The organism is Rhizobium sp. 62_C5_N11_2, assembly GCF_051811185.1.
Classification (GTDB): domain Bacteria; phylum Pseudomonadota; class Alphaproteobacteria; order Rhizobiales; family Rhizobiaceae; genus Rhizobium; species Rhizobium leguminosarum.
Genome location: NZ_JBPWPW010000001.1, coordinates 721,719 through 738,826 on the forward strand (window position 1 = coordinate 721,719; position 17,108 = coordinate 738,826).

The window sequence follows — 17,108 nt, forward strand, 5'->3', positions numbered from 1 at the left end:
GAGTGGCTGCCGCCATCGCCTTGACCCTCACCACGACCGCCTTTGCCCAGGATTCGCAGGCCCCCGGCTACATGATTGCGAATTATACGATCAAGGATCAGGCCGGCTACAACAAATACATGGAAGAGGCCGGTCCGCTCGCTCCGAAATTCGGCGGCAAGATCATCGTGTTCAATCTGAATGCGACGGCGGTGGAAGGCGAACCGAAAAAGGTCATGGCCATCGCCGAGTTCCCAAGCGTGGCTGACGCGCAGCGCTTCTACAATTCTCCGCAGTACACGGCCGCGCGGAAATTTCGCGTCGCGTCGACCGAAGGCTCGGTGATCATCACCGAAGGCTTCGTTCCTCCCAAGCAGTGAACGCGGACGGTGGCAGAGGGTGCCGACACCCCTATCCGGTGCCCTCTGCCTCGATTGTCCCGATAACGCAACGTCTCAAGCAAACAGGAGCCTGATATGGCCAAGCAAACTGATACGATCGTTTCACAGGAAGGTGCTTTCAACAGCCGCCGCCAACTTCTGAAAGCCAGTGCGGCGCTCGCGACGCTGCCTCTCATGGCAGCGGCCGCGACCAGCGCACAGGCCGCAGATACCAAGGCGGCCATGGCTGCGACAGCGCCGGATGCAAACTCCGAAGCGTTCATCAACGGCATGGCCGACCTGATGGCGCATTCGACGCGCACACCGGTTCTGCGGTGGCCGAACGAATACGGCATGGACTATGAGGAAATCTTCTTCCCGGCGATGGACGGCATCACGATCGAGGGCTGGTTCATTCCAGCCGCCGGCTCCGACAAGTTGCTCATCATGAACCACCCGATGCCCTGCAATCGCTACGGCTATCCGGGGCATCTGGCGCCCTGGCAGGACTTTGGCGGCTTCGAGGTGAACTTCCTGCCGGAATACAAGATCCTGCATGACGCAGGTTACAACATCATCACCTATGACATGCGCAACCATGGCCGCAGCGGCACCGGAAGCGGTGGCATCAATGCCCATGGTACCCTGGAATATCGTGACGTGATCGGATCGCTGCGTTACGCCAAATCGCGGCCCGACACCAAGGACATGAAGACGGCCCTCTACAGCCGTTGCCTGGGCGCCAACTCTACCATCGTCGGCATGCACAAGCACCCGGAAGAGTTCACCCACATCAAGGCGATGATTGCATTGCAGCCGGTAACGCCTGCCGTCTTTGTCCAGACAGCGATGGAAAATCAAAAAATCGCCAACGGTGTCGAGCTGTTTGATGCCGCCTACTTCAAGCGGACCGGCTATCATCTCTCCGACGTCTGGCCGATGGAATATGCCAAGTCGGTGACGGTTCCGACATTGGTCGCGCAGGTCCGCGACGACTTCTTGACCAAGCCGTCTAATGTTCAGGAGATCTACGACACGATTTCCTCAAAGGATAAGAAGCTTTTCTGGATAGAAGGCACGGACCAGCGTTTCCAAGGCTACAATTATTTCGCGAAGAACCCGCAACTGGTGCTGGACTGGTTCGCCACTCACATCAACGTCGCCTAAACGCAGACGTCTTCACCTTTAAACAGGATCCCGTCTTTGGGGACGGGATGGTTCAATCCTCCTTCACAAGGAGGATTGAACACCAGTGGGGTTTAATTGGGCGCGGGACGTCAGCATGTCCGTTCTCCCGGCGCATTCATAAATCTCATTTCTAAGTTCATGCCGATAATACCATCTAATCGTGCCTCGCTAGGCGATCTATCCTCCGGTTCATCAGGAAGAGGAGTGAGATATGAGCAAGGTTTGGTTTATCACGGGTGCAGGCAGCGGTATCGGTGCTGCCAGTGCCAAAGCGGCCCTGAGGGCAGGCGACCGCGTCGTCGCGACCGGCCGCAACCTCGACAAGGTACGCAATGCCCTGAGCGACGTCGCAGGCGACCGCCTTCTATTCGTCCAGCTGGACGTCGCCAATGAGGAACAGGCCAGAACTGCGGTAGACGAAGCTGTGAAGGCGTTCGGTCGCATCGACGTTCTGCTCAACAATGCGGGCTACAGCCTGCTCGGCAACTTCGAAGAGTTGAGCACCGCCGAAATCGAAGGGCTGATGTCGACCAATTTCTACGGGGTCATGTATGCGATGCGCGCGGTTCTTCCGGTCATGCGCAAGCAGCGGTCGGGCCGGATCATCAATATCAGTTCGCTTGCCGGGATCGTCGGCTTCAAGCACTGCGGGGCATACAGCGCCTCGAAATTCGCGGTCGAAGGCCTCTCGCAGGCGGTTGCTCAGGAAGTCGAACAATTCGGCATCAAGATCACCGCCGTCGCACCTGGCTTCTTCCGGACAGATCTGCTCGACGCCCAGAATGCGAAGTACGCCGCCAGCACCATCGAGGACTACGCCGCCGAAGGCAGCGCTGAAGACATGTGGTCAGGCTACAACGGCAAACAGGGTGGTGATCCCGCAAAGCTGGCCGACGTCCTTGTCAAGTTCGTCGGCATGGAAAATCCGCCAAAGCAATTTCTGGCTGGAAGCGATGCTCTTGCGGCCTACCAGCCGACCCTCGAAGGACAGCTCGACGCGCTGCGCGCATACGAGCAATTGTCCAAGTCGACAGATGGTTCCTTCTGAGGATAAGAGTGGGGTGGCCGTGGCAAAGAACCATGACGACACTCCGAAAAGACGCGGCGCTATCGTGAGTTGGTCTCGTGGGTCCCGCTTTTCATGCCCCGCCGATTTCCCCAGAGCGCCGCATGAAATTCACCGCCGCCGTTTCGACAAGCCGAAACTCATCGTCGATCGATCGCAACCATCCAGCTTGAAACAGTGCTTGAAGGAGAACAGGAATGGCAATGGAACGCAACAAAATGGCAATGCGCCGGTTTGTCGAGTTTATAAATACAGCTAGCGAACAACTCGCCGCGGAGTTGATTGCTCCGGAGGCGATTTTCCATGTCCCTGGGCGGCAAGAGCCTCTGCGCGGCCCGGATGGTTACCTCGAGATCATTGGAATGATGCGAGGCGGCTTTCCCGACATCCAATGGACTTTGGAAGAAATCATCGCTGAAGACGATAAGATAGCCGCACGCTTCACAATGCGCGGCACGCACCACGGTCCGTTCCTTGGCGTTGAGCCGACAGGTAAGTCGATCACGGTCCAGGCCGTGAACTTTTACCGCCTCGCTGATGGAAAATTTGTCGAAGAGCGTGGTCAACCCGACTTGCTGAGCTTGTTGCAACAAATCGGCGCGGTTGCGGGTTAGTGCGGGGCTGAAGCTCTGAGCGCTCATTCCGGACAGATGAAGGGCGGCCATTCGGTCGCCCTTTTCGCTTGTGTGATCGGCTCGCTCTCGGGTCGCCGGTTGCAGCACGATTGCGACGCGCTTTAGTCCTTCATCGGCTCGCCGAGCGTATGCATCAGGCGGTTCGCCCAGCCGAAGATGGCCGATGAGAGGACGAGATCGAGAGCCTCCAACTCGTCGAGCCCGACATCTGCCAGCGACTGCGCGTCGGCCACGACCGCCTCGGGCGGTGTGGTAGACAGTCGGGCTGAAAAGTCGAAGATTGCCTGGAGGTGCTCGTCGAGCGTCGCCTCGAGACCATCGGCGAATACGGCTTCGATGACATCAGTGCGTTTTGTCAGATTGTTGAATCGGGATGCATGGACGGCGGCGCAGTAGACGCAGCGGTTGACGACGGAGGCGGCGACCGCGCCCAATTCGCGCTCGCTCCCCGCCAGTCCGTCCTTGCCGTACATGATCAGGTTGAACAGCGGCGAGCGGACCGCGAGCGTCTCGGGATCATGCGCCAGGGTCAGCACATAGGGCGAGATGCCCTTGTTCGATGGCGTCGTCTGCATCGCTGCATGCTGCTCGTCGGTGGCGGTCGCGAAATCGACCGGAATGACATAGGGCTGCCAGCGCGGCACCGTGGTGGTGAAGGTGTGGACGACCTCGCTCATCGCATTTCTCCCAGCAGCTTCAGGCCGGCGAGAACCCGCACCTGGTAATTGACGAAAGCCGCAAGCTCCGCGAGCCGGACGATGTCAGCGTCGGTGACGCCGACCTGACGCAATGCCTCGACATGGGCGCGCGTGGCATCGCGCGGCGCGAGCGTCAGCCGGTCGGCATGACGAACGATCTCCGCAGTCCGCGGGTCCGTCACCTTCGTGTCCGGCTCGGCGAGCAAGGCTGTCGCCGCTTCGCCGGCGCGGGCAACGAGCGTGTCGTAGTGGCTTGCGAGCGCCGGGCTGCGGTTGTGGCGCGCCATGCGGGCGGCAAGCGCGGCCCTCAGGCCGTGCGACAGTCCGCCGGGATCGCGGGGCAGAAGCACGGCGTCGTGGGCCGCTTCACTGAGGCGCAGGATTTCCGCGCGTTTCCCCATGGCTTCCGCGAGGGCTGAACCCGGGCTCACAGAGGCAAGAGTTTCGATGAGTGTCAAAACAAGCTCCTCAAGACGTCAAAGGACATAAGCCCTAGGTAGGCCTGACGCCTCATTATGTCAAACTGGAATGATAACGAGCATTCGATGTGAATTTTTTATCTACTGCCAGTCGTCAAATGAGAATTGTCATGCTTTACTGACATGAAGGAGAGTGTTTGATGTCCATTATGCATTCTAACTCTTTCGATATAAGGCAACTTGAAGCCTTCGCAGCGGTGATGTCCGCCGGCAGCGTGACCGGGGCGGCAAGGCTGCTGGGACGATCGCAGCCGGCGGTCACGCGGCTGATTCAGGATCTGGAAGCCGATATCGGCTATGCGCTGCTGCATCGAAGCGGCCCGCGCATCAGCCCGACCGCGCGCGGTCTGCAATTTCATGCCGAAGTGGAACGCCATCTTGCCAGCCTTGCCCATATCCGCGAGCGGGCGAACGCCATCGGTCTCGATGAACCGCCGTCGCTGACGATCGCGGCCACGCCTTCACTTGCGGCCGGCGTTCTGCCCCAGGCGATCGCAGCCGTCGCGCCGGACCTCATACCGCGTCATCTCCATGTGCAGGCGCTGGCGGCAGAGAACGTCGTGCAGGCGGTGCTCGCCCGCTCGGCGGACTTCGGCATATCAAGCCTGCCGCTGGAACATCCCGGCCTCGACGTGCACTGGATTGCCGAAGCGCCCTGTGTCGTTGCGCTCGCCGCCAACGACCCACTCGCCAGCAATGACGTGGTGCGTCTTTCCGATCTCGCCGAGCGCCGCATCATCACGCTCGCCAATCCCTATCGCCTTCGGCACCGCATCGACGAGGCTTTGGAACGGGCAGGCGTCGCGCTGCAACAGATGATCGACGTCAACGCCTCGCTGACGGCCCTCACCATGGTTCGGGCCGGACTGGGAGCGGCCATCGTCGAGCCGGCAACCGTCTGCGGCGTTCCGCTCGAGGGGATCGTGATGCGCGTCCTTGACCACACCATCCCCTTCCTGTTCGGCGCCATCTCGCCGGCCGCGATGCCGCTGACCCCGACGGTCGCCGCCGTCATCGATGCGGCGCGCGCGGTGGCCCTGGCGATGCCCGGGTGCCGGCTGCATGACGCAGGCGGCGTTGAAGCCTTGGCCGACACCGTCTATGGCGGTAGCCCGATGACCGAGGAGGTGCCGTCATGAGCGACCTCTCGGCGTTTCCGAACAGTCTCGAAGCGCTCGAGGCACGCCTGCGGCAGGACCTCGCCTGGCTGGAGCTGCCGGCCAAGTCCTGGGTTCCGCCCCGCGTCGTCGATGGCCAAGGGGTGGTCGACGTCGTGATCATCGGTGCGGGCATGGCCGGGCTCGTCGCCTCCGCCATGCTGAAGCGGCTCGGCGTCGCCAACCACGTCGTTCTCGACAAGGCGCCTGCCGGAAGCGAGGGGCCATGGGTCACCTTCGCCAGGATGCGAACCCTACGCTCTCCCAAGCAACTGACCGGGCCGGCGATGGGCCTGCCGGCGCTGACCTTCCGCGCCTATTACGAGGCGCTGCACGGCCGCGATGCCTGGGTCGCGCTCGACAGGGCGCCGCGTCAGACATGGATGGATTACCTGGTCTGGTACCGGCGTGTGCTTGACCTGCCGGTGCGCAATGGGGTCGCCGTCGAGGCCATTCGTCCGCGCGCCGACGGCCTGCTCGATGTCGTCTGCCGTCACGATGGCCGGACCGAAACGAAGATCGCGCGCCATGTGGTGCTGGCGACGGGCCGCGACGGCCTGGGCGGCCCCTTCGTGCCGCCGATCGCCGATGACGTCGATCGCAAGTTCTGGGCTCACACCGCCGACGAAATCGATTTCGCCGCATTGCGCGGCAAACGGGTTGGCGTCGTCGGCGCCGGGGCCTCGGCGATGGACAACGCCGCCACCGCGCTCGAGGCAGGCGCCGCCCGGCTTGACCTGTTCGTGCGCAGGGCCGACCTGCCACGGATCAACAAATTCACCGGCATCGGCAGCCAGGGCGTGGTGCACGGCTTCGCCGGTCTGCCGGATGACTGGAAGTGGCGGTTTCTCGACTACGCCATGCGCTCGCAGACGCCGCCGCCGCGTCCGAGCGTCTTGCGTGTCAGCGCATTCCCGCAGGCCCATCTCCATCTCGCAAGCCCGATCAACCGGCTGCAACGGGAAGGCGATCATATCGTCGTGACGACGCCGAAAGGCAGCTATCCCGTCGATTTCCTGATCTTCGGCACCGGCTTCAAGGTCGACCTGACGAACCGGCCGGAACTTGGCCCCGTCGCATCGCATATCCGTCTGTGGCGCGACCGCTTTCCCGTGCCCGCCGACATGCGAAACGACGAGCTTGAAACCTCGCCGGACCTCGGCGACGCGTTCGAGTTCCTCGAGGTTGAGCCGGGCGCCTGCCCGGCGCTGGCCCGCATCCACTGCTTCAATTTCCCCGCCACGCTCAGCCACGGCAAGCTCACGGGCGACATTCCCGCAATCAGCGAAGGCGCCGACCGGCTTGCCCGCGGCATCGTCAGGGCGTTGTTCGTCGCCGACCGCGAGCGTCATTTCGCCGATCTCCAGGCGTTCGACACGCCCGAATTGCTCGGAGACGAGTGGGCCGACGACGAGACCACGACGCTTTCCGACCTCTCTGTCGAAAGGACACCGACCCGAAATGCTTGAGCTCAAAGATCTAAAGCTGTCCTACGGCAACACCCAGGTCCTGAACGGTGTCGATCTCTCGGTGAACCGCGGCGACGTGGTGTCGATCATCGGCCCCAGCGGCACCGGCAAGACAACATTGCTGAAGTGCATCAACTATCTGGCCAAGCCGGCCTCCGGCACGATCGCCTTCGATCAGGTCAGGATGGACTACCGGAAGCCGGACAGCACCGCGGTCCAGGCGATCCGGCTGCGGACGGCGATGGTCTTCCAGCAGTTCAACGTCTTCAAGAACATGACCGTCATTCAGAACGTGATGGATCCGCTCGTCGTCGTGCAGCGCAAGTCGAAGGACGAGGCGCGTTCGATCGCTTTGCAGGAGCTTGAGCGGGTGGGCCTTTCGAACAAGATCGACAGCTACCCGTCCCAGCTTTCCGGCGGCCAGCTGCAGCGAACCGGCATTGCGCGTGCGCTGGCCGTCAAGCCTGATGTCATGCTCTTCGACGAACCGACGTCGTCGCTCGACCCCGAACTCGTCGGCGAGGTTTTGAAGGTGATCAGGGACGTCACGTCATCAGGCATCACCTCGCTCCTCGTCACCCACGAGATGCAGTTCGCAAAGAACATCTCGAACCGCATCGTCTTCATGGATCGGGGCGTCGTCGCCGCTCAAGGCAGCCCTGCCGAGATCTTCGACACGCCCTCCAACCCGCGCCTTGCCCAGTTCCTGAATTCCGAACACTCCATCCAGTAAAGAAAGGATGCCTGACATGTCTTCCATCAAGTCGACTTCCCGCCGCACCTTCGGCCTCGCTGTCGCCGGCGTTGCCTTTGCCCTCGCAACCGCGGGCCTATCCCATGCCGAGGACGTGCGCACCATCAAGATCGCCACGGCTGCCGAATCCAAGCCGCTCTCGTGGGGTGCCATCGGCGTCGAGCCGCAGGGTTACGAACCCGATGTCCTGAAGGCGATCAACGCCAAGCTGCCCCAGTACAAATTCGTGATGGAGGGTGCTGCCGACATCGCTCAGGAGACCGGCCTTGCGACCGGCAAGTACGACATCGCGACCGGCGGCTACTACCGGGCGCCCGCTCGCGAAAAGCAGTTCCTCATTCCCGAGAGCCCGATCGGCGCCAGCCTGATCAAGATCTACAGCCGCAAGGATAGCGGCATCAACGAGATGAAGGATCTGGTCGGCAAGAAGATCGTGCCGGTGACGGCCGGCGGCGGCATCTACAAATTCGCCACCGCCTGGCAGGAAAAGAATCCCGACTTCAAGATCGAGATCACCGCCTCCAGCGCCGGCATTCCCTATCCGGATCGCCTGAAAGAGGTCGAGAACGGCAAATACGACGCGCTGGTTTTGCCGTCGAACCTTGGCGAGCAGACGGTCATCGACCAGCAGAAGCTCAACGTCAAGGCAAGCGAGCCGGTCGCGATCAACAACACATTCGTGCTGATCCATCGCTCCGAGGAGAACAAGGCGCTCTCCGCAGACATCGACAAGGCTCTGAAGGAGCTCAAGGCCGACGGCACGCTCGCCAAACTCTCGCAGAAATGGTTCGGCGAGGACATTACCACCTACATGAAGTAACGCCCAAGGCAGGGCCGACGATCAAGGCTGAATTTGAAACAAGGAGTGTTCCCAAGTGGACCTTTCCATCATGATCCCCGAGCTGCTCAAGGCATTGCCGCTGACGCTTGCGATCACGTTCACGGCCATGATCGCCGGCTTCCTGCTGGCCCTGATTGCGACGACGTTCCGGGTACGCAGGATACCGGTTCTCAGCCAGCTGGCCGACCTCTACGTGTCCTATGCCCGGAGCGTCCCCGTCGTGCTGCAACTGTTCGTCGCCTTCTACGGACTGCCGCTGGTCGTCGCTCTGTTCGAGGTCGAGGACTTCGTGTCCCCGAATGTCGCGGCGATCGTCGGCCTCAGCCTCTACCATGGAGGCTATCTTTCCGAGGTTCTGCGGCCAGCCTACCTCGCCGTAGAACGCGGTCAGCACGACGCCGCCGACAGTCTCGGATACACCTTCCTTCAGAAGATCCTTCGTGTCGTCGGACCCCAGGCGGTGCACATCGCCCTGCCAGGCTACGGCAACTCGATCATCTACCTCATCCACAACGTCGCACTCGTGATGTACATCGGCGCCGCGGATGTCATGGCGACCGCCCATCTCGTCATGGAGCGCGACTACAATCAGTACCAGTTCGAGACCTACCTTGTGCTGGCGGTGATCTATTCGCTGCTATGCCTCGTGGCATGGATGGTCGTGCGCTTTTTCGAAACGCGAAACGCAAAGTTTGCGCCCAATACCGCACCGGCCAAGGCCACCATGATGGCAAGCGTCTGATCGAATAGGAGGTCATCACATGTTCGATTCCGAAGTCCTTCTGCCCGATCTCTGGGACATCCTGGGCGCGGTCCCGGTGACGCTCGCCATGGCGCTTGGCATCTTTGTCTTTTCTACGATCGTCGGCAGCCTTTTTGCGATGGTGGAATACCGGCGGGTCCCGCTGCTTCGGGAACTGGTCGTCGCCTACAAGGTCGTCTTCAAGGGCGTTCCGATGGTGATCGTGATCTTCCTTGCCTATTACGGCTTGCCGCCGACGCTGCAGTTCCTGACCTCGCTCGTCGGCATCGATTACAACGGCCACTCGACGCCGAACTGGATCACGCTCATCGTCGCCCTGACCGCCTGCGTCGCAGCCTTCCAGGCGGAAGTCGTGAAGGGCGCCCTCAACTCCTTCGACAACGGTCAGGCCGATGCGGCCTACTCCCTGGGCTACAAGCGCAGCCAGGTGTTCCGCCGGGTGATGCTGCCGCAGGTCATCGTCGCGGCCATCCCCGATCTTGCCAACTCTATCATGGTGATCATGAAGGCACTGTCGCTGGGATTTGCCATCGAGGTCGTCGACATCTTCGCGCAGTCACAGCTGACCGCGGCGCTGAACTTCTACTATCTCGAAGCCTTCCTGATCGCCGTCGTCATCTACATGGTGATCGCCTATCTCGTCACATATGCCGCCGACCGGATGGAACGGGCGCTGAGGGTATGGGCCTAGGGTAGTTTGCCCTTCCTCGAGCACGATGCAGGGGTCAGGATACACTCGTTTCGGCCTATAGCGGCCAGAGGCTTGGGCTTTGGTTGAAGGGCGGCATAGGCCGATCTCCGCCAAATGTCAGAGACCGCCCCGAATGCGGAGATCGGACGCGTCGCAACAATGTCGCCTTCATCGCGAGTTTCGCGAATGGAAAGTATTATGGGACACAGTTACATTTCGTCACTTTAGGAATGATGGACCGAGGGTTTCATGGGCATCCCATTCCTCGTTCAGCGCCTGGAGCGTCTCTGTTGGAAATCCCTGCTGCCGATCCTTTTGAAACGAAGGTTCAAGCAAGAAGCGACCAACTTTCCACAGTTCCGCCATGAGCAGCCCGAGCAGTTGCTTGCGTTTAACCCGGATTGAGATGATGGTTTTCTCATCGCCAGTGAGCTCATAGGCCCCATGACACAGCGGGAACTCTTGGATCATAAGCAGCATCGTATGTTGTTGCCGAGCGTCCGGGGTCACTGACAGGGCATGGCCGCCGGGTTCATCATAGAGCGCAATGGACACGACCTCGTTGGCTAAGACGCCACGGCACAGTTTCAGAAGCTCTGATGCTGGATCCGAGAACACGTCACTGATGCGGCACCTCACTATTCCGCCATTGCAAGAGATGAGAAGATCGCTCCAACCGTGTCGATCGAGCGTGAAGCAGAAACCCAGAGCATCGCAAACGTCAGGAGGCGATCTGGTCAACTTTTCATTTCCCTTTGCGTAACGCTGGTTGGCTAATTGAAGGCGGGATGGGCCGGTGCGAGTTTGGATGGCCAGGCCGCAAAATCTTAGTTCGGGATGGCAGCAAAGCTGTCAGGACCTGAAACCCAATGAAGTTGGCCCAAGAAGGTCCTAAGCCTTTGAACAGCTCGTTCTGGCGTTTCCGTCCGCGTCCATTGCCGGCGTTCCACATGCGTGTCGATATAGCGAAACTCTATCAGGCCCGATGATTGCGCTGAAATCCGAAGGTAGGGCACCGAGGGAGGGGCATGGTCGGTTTGTTGGACGCATAGATCAGCCATCGATGTCCATCCGAACAGCGCACTCCGAAGCGAACTTCGAGCGATGAAATCGGCAAGTTGCTCAATGCCCTGCAAGGCAGACGAGAATTTTTCGTCTTCCGAATGTCCTCGCACGTTGCGAATATGGTCAACAAGTAGGGGCCATGGCCTGATCATGTGTCAAGTCTGGCCCGGCAGCACATGGCTGTCAAATGGGTGCACGCACGCGATCATCTCATGTCGAATGCTGCCCGTATTTAGCTTAGCGATGAATCTGGGATTGGCCTTCGCCTCAATCTCGCCGCAATCGTTATAACATAACCGTAATGTTATTACATTGTAGGATGCGCCATGCCCCCGAGCCCCGATCGCCCCTCCGTCAGCCTGCTGGGACAGTCGGCTTTATCCAGGATGATCGGCATGGCGCTGGTCCTTGCCGTGCTCTGGCTGGCGATCCACTGGGCGGTTCTCTTGCCATGACGCCGCTGATCCGTCTGGAGAATTTGACCGTCGCCTATAACAGGCACCCCGCCGTCCATCATGTCTCCGGCGCCTTCGCCTCGGGCAGCCTGACGGCGATCGCCGGGCCGAACGGGGCGGGCAAGTCGACGCTTTTGAAGGCGATCATGGGCGAGCTTCGCCCCGCCGAAGGCAGGGTCGAGCACCGGCTGGGGCGGGCGGAATTCGGTTACCTCCCGCAGGCGGCCGAGATCGACCGCCGCTTTCCGATCTCGGTCATCGACACCGTCATGCTCGGCGCCTGGAAGAAGACGGGAGCCTTCGGCCGCATCGCGCCCGCCGAGATGAAAAGGGCAGGCGAGGCGCTGTCGGCAGTCGGCCTCGAAGGTTTCGGCCGGCGCCATGTCGGGTCGCTGTCGGCCGGCCAGTTCCAGCGCGTGCTCTTTGCCCGCCTGCTGCTGCAGGATGCCGGCATCATCCTGCTCGACGAGCCGTTTACGGCAATCGATGCCCGCACGACCAGGGACCTCATCGATATCGTCACCCGCTGGCACGGCGAGGGCCGCACCGTGATTGCCGTGCTGCACGATTTCGAGCTCGTCTGCGCCCATTTCCCGCAAACCCTGCTGCTTGCCCGCGAACTGGTCGGCTGGGGTGCGACTGCAGACGTCATGTCCTCCGTCAATCTCCTGAAGGCGCGAGCCATGGCCGAGCGCTGGGACGAGGATGCGAATGCCTGCGCACCTGAAGAGGCGCCGGCGGCATGACGGCCTACGATCTCTTCCTGGCGCCCTTTGCCGATTACGGTTTCATGCGCCGCGCGCTCGTCGCCTGCCTCTGCCTCGGGCTCGGCTCCGGACCGATCGGCGTCTTCCTGATGCTGCGGCGCATGAGCCTGATGGGCGACGCCATGAGCCATGCCGTGCTGCCGGGGGCTGCCATCGGTTACCTCGTCGCCGGCTCGCTGTCGCTGACGGCTATGGGCCTCGGCGGCCTCATCGCCGGCCTGTCGGTGGCGCTGCTTTCCGGCGCCGTCAGCCGGATGACCGTGCTGCAGGAAGATGCAAGCTTTGCCAGCTTCTATCTCGCCTCGCTGGCGCTCGGCGTGCTGATTGTCTCGCTACGCGGCTCGAATATCGATCTCCTGCATGTGCTCTTCGGCACCATCCTGGCGATCGATGCGCCCGCCCTTTATCTGATCGGCGCGATCACCTCGATGACCCTCGTCATCCTCGCCTTCATCTACCGGCCGCTGGTGGCGGAATGCTTCGATCCGGGGTTCCTGCGCGCCGTCGGCGGGCGTGGGCCGGCCTATCACGTGCTCTTCCTGCTGCTCGTGGTGCTGAACCTCGTCGCCAGCTTCCAGGCGCTCGGCACGCTGATGGCGGTCGGCCTGATGATGCTGCCGGCAGCCGTCGCCCAGCTCTGGTCGCGCAGCCTGCCGGTGATGATGGCGATATCAGCCGCAAGTGCCGCCGCATCCGGTTATCTCGGCCTGATCGCCTCCTACCATCTCGAGCTCGCCTCCGGCCCGACGATCATCATGACGGCGGCGATCCTCTACGGCCTTTCTATTCTTTTCGCGCCCTCCGGCCTGGCCCGGCGCTTCTTTCCCCGCCCGCATTTGAAGGGCTGATCCCAAGGAGACTTCGATGACATCGCACAGACTGCTTCTCTCCGCAGCAATCCCCGCTTTGATGGCGCTGTCGGCCATGCCCGCCTCCGCCGAAACGCTGAAGGTTGTGGCGTCCTTCACCGTGCTTGCCGATGTTGTGAAACAGGTCGGCGGCGAGCACGTCAAGGTGACGAGCCTCGTCGGGCCGAACGGCGATCCCCACGAATTCGAGCCGTCGCCGGCCGATGCGAAGAATTTGAACGCGGCGCAGGTTACCTTCGTCAGCGGCGAGGGGCTGGAGGGCTGGATGGACCGGCTGATCACCGCCTCGGGCTATAAGGGCAAGCCGGTCACCGTTTCCGAAGGCATCAACACCCGCACCATGGAAGAGGACGGCGAAAAAATCACCGATCCGCATGTCTGGAACAGCCCCGTCAACGTCAAGGTCTGGGTCGCCAATATCGAAAAGGCGCTGTCATCGGCCGATCCCACCGACGCCGCCGCCTTCAAGGCCAATGCCGAGAAGTACACAAAGACGTTGGATGAATTGAACGCCTACGCCCACGCGAAATTCGACAAGGTGGCCGAGGATCGCCGTAAGGTGCTGACCAGCCACGATGCCTTCGGTTATTTCGGCCGCGAATATAATGTCAGCTTCCTCGCCCCGCTTGGTCTGTCCACCGAAAGCGAGGCCTCGGCCGCCGACGTCGCCAAGCTGATCGAGCAGATCAAGGGCGAGCATGTGAAAGCCTATTTCTTCGAGAATTCCAACGATCCGCGCCTGGTCAAGCAGGTCGCCAAGGCAACCGGTGCCGAGCCCGGCGGCGAGCTCTATGTCGAATCCCTGTCCGACGCCAAGGGGCCGGCGCCGACCTATGAGAAAATGTTCAAATACAATGTCGACCAGCTCGCCGCCGCCATGGCGAAATCGAGCTGAGGATCGAGAGGGCTGCGGGGTTTGACCCCGCAGTCTTTACAAATTGAGGTCGAAGACCAGGATGCCGGCAAGGCCTCCATCCGTCGACGAGACGATGCGCTCGCCAACAGCCACATGTTCGGGATGGATGAGATAAGCGTCGCGGGCCTCGGCGCTTTCAAAGGTCACGGCAAACCCGTCGACGAAGCCGCCATGCAGTCCCTCGGGCGAAACATTCGGCCCGTATTTGATGTCCAATATGCCGGGAATGACCTGTTTCAGGGCGACGATTGCCGCAAACAGCGACTGCTTGTCGTCGGTCGTCACCGCGGTTTTCAGCCGCAGGAATACGCAGTGCAGGATCATCCGTGGTCCTCCCGATTTTCTTTGAGAGGACAATAGCGGCGAAAGCCGGGAGAGCAATGAGATTTATTTTCACGCAGGCGTTGCGCCGCGAGCCGGCACCCCAACCGATTACATCTGGTCGGTCTTAGCCAGAGGCCGCTTGTAGATCTTCTGGACGAGATCGCTCGCCAGCGCGCGGGCTTCGTCTTTCTCAGCCGCCGTCATCGGCCGGCAGGTGATCCTGGTGTTCGAACTGTCAAGCACTGTTGTAGTACCGGAATTGGCGATGACGAGATGCCAGCTGCAGGAGGCGACCTTGTCGATGGCGACGGCACCATGGCAACCTGTGGACAGGCAGAAGGCAACGGTCGCCTGCGCCCCGTGATCGCCTTTATACGCCAGCTCGACGGCTTTCTTAATATCTGTGACCCATCGCTCGCATTGCGCCTGTTTTGCCCCCGGCTGGCAGCTCTTGGTAACGGGAGTGACGTCGCCGGCCTGAAGCGGCGATACGCAAAAAACACCCATCGAGAGGGCGAGCAGAAACTTGAGCATGGGATTTTCCTTGTACAAGGAATGAGTGGCGCACATCGCAGGCGATTGGTCAATGGCCACCCACAAAAGCGCAGGTGGCACGCCAAGCAGATGTTGGCGCGCCACCGGGAAAATCCGAAATTGTGTAGATCCGGCGCCGCCGCTATTCCAGAACGACGGTGGCTTCGACCTCGAAGAGCATGGGATCGATGGCCAGCTTGGGAACGGGAATCAACGTCTGCGCCGGCAGCGACGCGCCGAACATGTCCTTGACGTTCTTGGTCAGCACCTCGAGCTTGGACATATCGTGATCGACCACGAAGACCGTGAGCTTGGCGACCTGATCCGGCCTGGCGCCGAGCGCATCGAGGGCGGTGCGCAAATTCGCATAGGCCTGCTTCACCTGGACGGCGAAATCGGGCGACAAGGCTCCCGTGCTGTCCTGGCCGCCCTGTCCGGAGATGTAGGCCAGCCGGCCTTGGCGGGGCACGATCACCGCCGTGCTGTAGCCATTCGGCGAGGGGTCGTAGAGGTTTTTTGGATTGACGATATCAAGCTTGAGATCGTCCTCATTGGCTGGCGCCGCAGTGGGAACGCTGATGGTCATGATGATGAGTCCTCCGATAATGAGATGTTTGATTGACACGATTTTCTCTCGGCTTCTCAGGACTGCGAGCAACGGATCCTCGCGGCCTGCAGGATGGAACTTTGTCGCTATAGAATTGACTCGTACGTGGTACGATTAAATTGCATCGTACGACGTACGAGTCAATCGGTCAGGATCGACATTCCCAGCATTGTCGGCTTAGATCGACATCTGATGAGTAAAGGGAGACGAATGGCAGCCAAACGCAGCGGCGCTGAGAGCAAAGGGTCCGGGCGGACAGGTGAGTCACCCCAGTCCGGGCAGGAGCCGCGCAATGAACCGCCTCTCTCGCTGGAACGGATCGTGGCGACCGCGGTGGAACTGCTGGACGCCGAGGGCATCGACGGATTGAAGATGCGTCGGCTGGCCGATCGCCTCGGCGCGGGCGCGATGAGTCTCTATTGGCACGTCGACAACAAGGAAAAGGTCTTCGATCTGGCGCTCGATTCGGTGCTCGAATATCGCGGCCCGCCTGAGGTCGATGCGTCCCGAGACTGGCGCGGCGACGTCGTTCATATGCTCGAAGACTGGCGCGCCAGCATGCTGCGCCATCCCTGGTCGGCATCGCTGCTGCCACGCCGGGCGCTCGGCCCGAACATCCTCGGCCGCCTGGAACTGCTGAGCAAGACCTTGTCCGGAGCCGGTGTCGCCGATGCTGATTTGAACGTCGCGATCTGGTCGCTCTGGAATTTTGTGATCGGCGCGACCACCACCCGGGCGAACTTCGACCTCTCGGACGACGACAGGACCGCCGCGCAACAGCGCCTGACAGGTCTCAGCCAAGACTACCCGACGATCGAGCGCTCTCGTCTGCTGCTGGACAATGATTGGGACGGCGCTTTCAGGAAGGGCCTCGACTTCCTGCTCGATGGCCTTGCCCCGCGACAATGAACATTCGTCATTCCTGGACGAGGCGGTGCCGGATTCTGCGCCCGTGCCTTGGGTGAGCTCATGCAAACCTGACTGGCTATTTCCGCAGGATTTTCTCCATCGCTTTCCCCTTGGCGAGTTCGTCGATCAATTTGTCCAGATAGCGGATTTCCCGCATCGTCGTTTCCTGGATATCTTCAACGCGGACGCCGCAGATCACGCCTGTAATCAACGATCGAGAGGGATTCATCCGAGGCGCTTGCGCAAAGAAATCCTCGAAGTTGGTCTTCTCCGCCAATTGATCGTCCAGGCTCTGCTGGCTATGCCCCGTCAGCCAAAAGATGATTTCATCGACCTCTGCCTTCGTGCGCCCCTTCTTCTCTGCCTTGGCGAGATAGTGGGGATAGACGCTGGCGACGCTGACTGAATAGATGCGATGCTTCGTCATGCGTGCTCCTCAACGTTCCGGATATTTTCCGGCTTGAGATAGCTGACTTCAAGACCTCAACAAGTGGCCGACAACGGTACCAGCGTAGGGGAAACCTTCGGCTTCCGTCCACGTCGCATCAGGTGCCAAGGCCGC

Annotated in this window: 22 protein-coding genes; 15 read left to right on the forward strand and 7 right to left on the reverse strand. The window is 61.0% G+C overall.

What is annotated here, in order from left to right; all coding sequences use genetic code 11:
* The first annotated feature begins 2 nt into the window (after nucleotides 1-2).
* The 4 genes from AB8B31_RS03550 (at nucleotide 3) to AB8B31_RS03565 (ending at nucleotide 3,227) form a co-directional block, all read left to right on the forward strand.
* Entirely contained in the window at nucleotides 3-359 is a 357-nt protein-coding gene (locus AB8B31_RS03550) for a DUF1330 domain-containing protein (RefSeq protein ID WP_245275442.1), read from the forward strand.
* Between the two features lie 96 nt (nucleotides 360-455).
* The gene (locus tag AB8B31_RS03555) at nucleotides 456-1,526 is read left to right on the forward strand and encodes an alpha/beta hydrolase family protein (protein ID WP_018245122.1); all 1,071 of its coding nucleotides are present in this window, start codon (nucleotides 456-458) and stop codon (nucleotides 1,524-1,526) included.
* Between the two features lie 232 nt (nucleotides 1,527-1,758).
* The gene (locus AB8B31_RS03560) at nucleotides 1,759-2,595 is read left to right on the forward strand and encodes an SDR family NAD(P)-dependent oxidoreductase (protein ID WP_018245123.1); all 837 of its coding nucleotides are present in this window, start codon (nucleotides 1,759-1,761) and stop codon (nucleotides 2,593-2,595) included.
* 215 nt (nucleotides 2,596-2,810) lie between these two features.
* Nucleotides 2,811-3,227, forward strand: a complete 417-nt coding sequence (locus AB8B31_RS03565) for an ester cyclase (RefSeq protein ID WP_018245124.1) — start codon at nucleotides 2,811-2,813, stop codon at nucleotides 3,225-3,227.
* Nucleotides 3,228-3,349: 122 nt separating this feature from the next.
* On the opposite strand, the gene AB8B31_RS03570 is transcribed toward AB8B31_RS03565, so the two are convergent.
* Both AB8B31_RS03570 and AB8B31_RS03575 read right to left on the reverse strand, forming a co-directional pair.
* The gene (locus tag AB8B31_RS03570; RefSeq protein WP_018245125.1) at nucleotides 3,350-3,925 is read right to left on the reverse strand and encodes a peroxidase-related enzyme; all 576 of its coding nucleotides are present in this window, start codon (nucleotides 3,923-3,925) and stop codon (nucleotides 3,350-3,352) included.
* Nucleotides 3,922-4,404 (reverse strand): CMD domain-containing protein, encoded by a 483-nt coding sequence (locus AB8B31_RS03575; RefSeq protein WP_018245126.1) that lies wholly within the window; start codon nucleotides 4,402-4,404, stop codon nucleotides 3,922-3,924. The genes AB8B31_RS03570 and AB8B31_RS03575 overlap by 4 nt, the downstream gene beginning before the upstream one ends.
* Before the next feature lie 161 nt (nucleotides 4,405-4,565).
* Between AB8B31_RS03575 and AB8B31_RS03580 the strand changes: the two genes are divergently transcribed.
* From AB8B31_RS03580 to AB8B31_RS03605, 6 genes are read left to right on the forward strand one after another with little or no spacing between them, the layout of a single operon-like run.
* On the forward strand, nucleotides 4,566-5,564 hold the full coding sequence (locus AB8B31_RS03580) for a LysR family transcriptional regulator (RefSeq protein ID WP_018245127.1): 999 nt from the start codon (nucleotides 4,566-4,568) through the stop codon (nucleotides 5,562-5,564).
* On the forward strand, nucleotides 5,561-7,051 hold the full coding sequence (locus AB8B31_RS03585) for an NAD(P)-binding domain-containing protein (protein ID WP_018245128.1): 1,491 nt from the start codon (nucleotides 5,561-5,563) through the stop codon (nucleotides 7,049-7,051). Before AB8B31_RS03580 ends, AB8B31_RS03585 begins: the two co-directional genes overlap by 4 nt.
* Nucleotides 7,044-7,784: an amino acid ABC transporter ATP-binding protein gene (locus AB8B31_RS03590; RefSeq protein ID WP_011650774.1), complete on the forward strand. Its 741-nt coding sequence runs from the start codon at nucleotides 7,044-7,046 to the stop codon at nucleotides 7,782-7,784. Before AB8B31_RS03585 ends, AB8B31_RS03590 begins: the two co-directional genes overlap by 8 nt.
* Before the next feature lie 16 nt (nucleotides 7,785-7,800).
* Complete coding sequence (locus AB8B31_RS03595) at nucleotides 7,801-8,625, forward strand: amino acid ABC transporter substrate-binding protein (protein WP_018245129.1); 825 nt, start codon at nucleotides 7,801-7,803, stop codon at nucleotides 8,623-8,625.
* Between the two features lie 55 nt (nucleotides 8,626-8,680).
* Nucleotides 8,681-9,388: an amino acid ABC transporter permease gene (locus AB8B31_RS03600; RefSeq protein ID WP_018245130.1), complete on the forward strand. Its 708-nt coding sequence runs from the start codon at nucleotides 8,681-8,683 to the stop codon at nucleotides 9,386-9,388.
* A gap of 19 nt (nucleotides 9,389-9,407) precedes the next feature.
* Nucleotides 9,408-10,100, forward strand: coding sequence for an amino acid ABC transporter permease (locus AB8B31_RS03605; RefSeq protein WP_018245131.1), 693 nt, complete (start codon nucleotides 9,408-9,410; stop codon nucleotides 10,098-10,100).
* Between the two features lie 219 nt (nucleotides 10,101-10,319).
* Here AB8B31_RS03605 and AB8B31_RS03610 read toward each other — a convergent pair whose 3' ends face one another.
* Nucleotides 10,320-10,841 carry a hypothetical protein gene (locus AB8B31_RS03610; protein ID WP_018245132.1) on the reverse strand — a complete coding sequence of 174 codons (522 nt, stop codon included), beginning with the start codon at nucleotides 10,839-10,841 and terminating at the stop codon, nucleotides 10,320-10,322.
* Between the two features lie 650 nt (nucleotides 10,842-11,491).
* Between AB8B31_RS03610 and AB8B31_RS03615 the strand changes: the two genes are divergently transcribed.
* From AB8B31_RS03615 to AB8B31_RS03630, 4 genes are read left to right on the forward strand one after another with little or no spacing between them, the layout of a single operon-like run.
* Entirely contained in the window at nucleotides 11,492-11,620 is a 129-nt protein-coding gene (locus AB8B31_RS03615; protein ID WP_018245133.1) for a hypothetical protein, read from the forward strand.
* Nucleotides 11,617-12,366, forward strand: coding sequence for a metal ABC transporter ATP-binding protein (locus AB8B31_RS03620; protein WP_018245134.1), 750 nt, complete (start codon nucleotides 11,617-11,619; stop codon nucleotides 12,364-12,366). The genes AB8B31_RS03615 and AB8B31_RS03620 overlap by 4 nt, the downstream gene beginning before the upstream one ends.
* Nucleotides 12,363-13,235, forward strand: coding sequence for a metal ABC transporter permease (locus AB8B31_RS03625; RefSeq protein ID WP_018245135.1), 873 nt, complete (start codon nucleotides 12,363-12,365; stop codon nucleotides 13,233-13,235). Before AB8B31_RS03620 ends, AB8B31_RS03625 begins: the two co-directional genes overlap by 4 nt.
* 16 nt (nucleotides 13,236-13,251) lie before the next feature.
* On the forward strand, nucleotides 13,252-14,151 hold the full coding sequence (locus AB8B31_RS03630; RefSeq protein ID WP_018245136.1) for a metal ABC transporter substrate-binding protein: 900 nt from the start codon (nucleotides 13,252-13,254) through the stop codon (nucleotides 14,149-14,151).
* Between the two features lie 36 nt (nucleotides 14,152-14,187).
* Here the strand turns inward: AB8B31_RS03630 and AB8B31_RS03635 are convergent, their stop codons facing one another.
* The 3 genes from AB8B31_RS03635 to AB8B31_RS03645 form a co-directional block, all read right to left on the reverse strand.
* On the reverse strand, nucleotides 14,188-14,496 hold the full coding sequence (locus tag AB8B31_RS03635) for a Dabb family protein (RefSeq protein ID WP_018245137.1): 309 nt from the start codon (nucleotides 14,494-14,496) through the stop codon (nucleotides 14,188-14,190).
* Between the two features lie 108 nt (nucleotides 14,497-14,604).
* Nucleotides 14,605-15,030 (reverse strand): hypothetical protein, encoded by a 426-nt coding sequence (locus tag AB8B31_RS03640; protein ID WP_018449254.1) that lies wholly within the window; start codon nucleotides 15,028-15,030, stop codon nucleotides 14,605-14,607.
* Between the two features lie 142 nt (nucleotides 15,031-15,172).
* A complete protein-coding gene (locus AB8B31_RS03645; protein ID WP_050566337.1) occupies nucleotides 15,173-15,616 on the reverse strand; it encodes a RidA family protein in 444 nt (147 codons plus the stop codon).
* 231 nt (nucleotides 15,617-15,847) lie between these two features.
* On the opposite strand from AB8B31_RS03645, the gene AB8B31_RS03650 reads away from it, so the two are divergent.
* The gene (locus AB8B31_RS03650) at nucleotides 15,848-16,546 is read left to right on the forward strand and encodes a TetR/AcrR family transcriptional regulator (protein ID WP_018245140.1); all 699 of its coding nucleotides are present in this window, start codon (nucleotides 15,848-15,850) and stop codon (nucleotides 16,544-16,546) included.
* A 76-nt stretch (nucleotides 16,547-16,622) separates the two neighbouring features.
* Here the strand turns inward: AB8B31_RS03650 and AB8B31_RS03655 are convergent, their stop codons facing one another.
* The gene (locus AB8B31_RS03655; protein WP_018245141.1) at nucleotides 16,623-16,973 is read right to left on the reverse strand and encodes a DUF2200 domain-containing protein; all 351 of its coding nucleotides are present in this window, start codon (nucleotides 16,971-16,973) and stop codon (nucleotides 16,623-16,625) included.
* Nucleotides 16,974-17,108: the final 135 nt, after the last annotated feature.

Bases quoted from the DNA above. Each gene is read 5' to 3' on its own strand.
- AB8B31_RS03555 (WP_018245122.1), top strand. From the start codon at position 456: ATGGCCAAGCAAACTGATACGATCGTTTCACAGGAAGGTGCTTTCAAC.
- AB8B31_RS03560 (WP_018245123.1), top strand. From the start codon at position 1,759: ATGAGCAAGGTTTGGTTTATCACGGGTGCAGGCAGCGGTATCGGTGCT.
- AB8B31_RS03565 (WP_018245124.1), top strand. From the start codon at position 2,811: ATGGCAATGGAACGCAACAAAATGGCAATGCGCCGGTTTGTCGAGTTT.
- AB8B31_RS03570 (WP_018245125.1), bottom strand. From the start codon at position 3,925: ATGAGCGAGGTCGTCCACACCTTCACCACCACGGTGCCGCGCTGGCAG.
- AB8B31_RS03580 (WP_018245127.1), top strand. From the start codon at position 4,566: ATGTCCATTATGCATTCTAACTCTTTCGATATAAGGCAACTTGAAGCC.
- AB8B31_RS03585 (WP_018245128.1), top strand. From the start codon at position 5,561: ATGAGCGACCTCTCGGCGTTTCCGAACAGTCTCGAAGCGCTCGAGGCA.
- AB8B31_RS03590 (WP_011650774.1), top strand. From the start codon at position 7,044: ATGCTTGAGCTCAAAGATCTAAAGCTGTCCTACGGCAACACCCAGGTC.
- AB8B31_RS03595 (WP_018245129.1), top strand. From the start codon at position 7,801: ATGTCTTCCATCAAGTCGACTTCCCGCCGCACCTTCGGCCTCGCTGTC.
- AB8B31_RS03605 (WP_018245131.1), top strand. From the start codon at position 9,408: ATGTTCGATTCCGAAGTCCTTCTGCCCGATCTCTGGGACATCCTGGGC.
- AB8B31_RS03615 (WP_018245133.1), top strand. From the start codon at position 11,492: ATGCCCCCGAGCCCCGATCGCCCCTCCGTCAGCCTGCTGGGACAGTCG.
- AB8B31_RS03620 (WP_018245134.1), top strand. From the start codon at position 11,617: ATGACGCCGCTGATCCGTCTGGAGAATTTGACCGTCGCCTATAACAGG.
- AB8B31_RS03625 (WP_018245135.1), top strand. From the start codon at position 12,363: ATGACGGCCTACGATCTCTTCCTGGCGCCCTTTGCCGATTACGGTTTC.
- AB8B31_RS03630 (WP_018245136.1), top strand. From the start codon at position 13,252: ATGACATCGCACAGACTGCTTCTCTCCGCAGCAATCCCCGCTTTGATG.
- AB8B31_RS03635 (WP_018245137.1), bottom strand. From the start codon at position 14,496: ATGATCCTGCACTGCGTATTCCTGCGGCTGAAAACCGCGGTGACGACC.
- AB8B31_RS03640 (WP_018449254.1), bottom strand. From the start codon at position 15,030: ATGCTCAAGTTTCTGCTCGCCCTCTCGATGGGTGTTTTTTGCGTATCG.
- AB8B31_RS03645 (WP_050566337.1), bottom strand. From the start codon at position 15,616: ATGACCATCAGCGTTCCCACTGCGGCGCCAGCCAATGAGGACGATCTC.
- AB8B31_RS03650 (WP_018245140.1), top strand. From the start codon at position 15,848: ATGGCAGCCAAACGCAGCGGCGCTGAGAGCAAAGGGTCCGGGCGGACA.
- AB8B31_RS03655 (WP_018245141.1), bottom strand. From the start codon at position 16,973: ATGACGAAGCATCGCATCTATTCAGTCAGCGTCGCCAGCGTCTATCCC.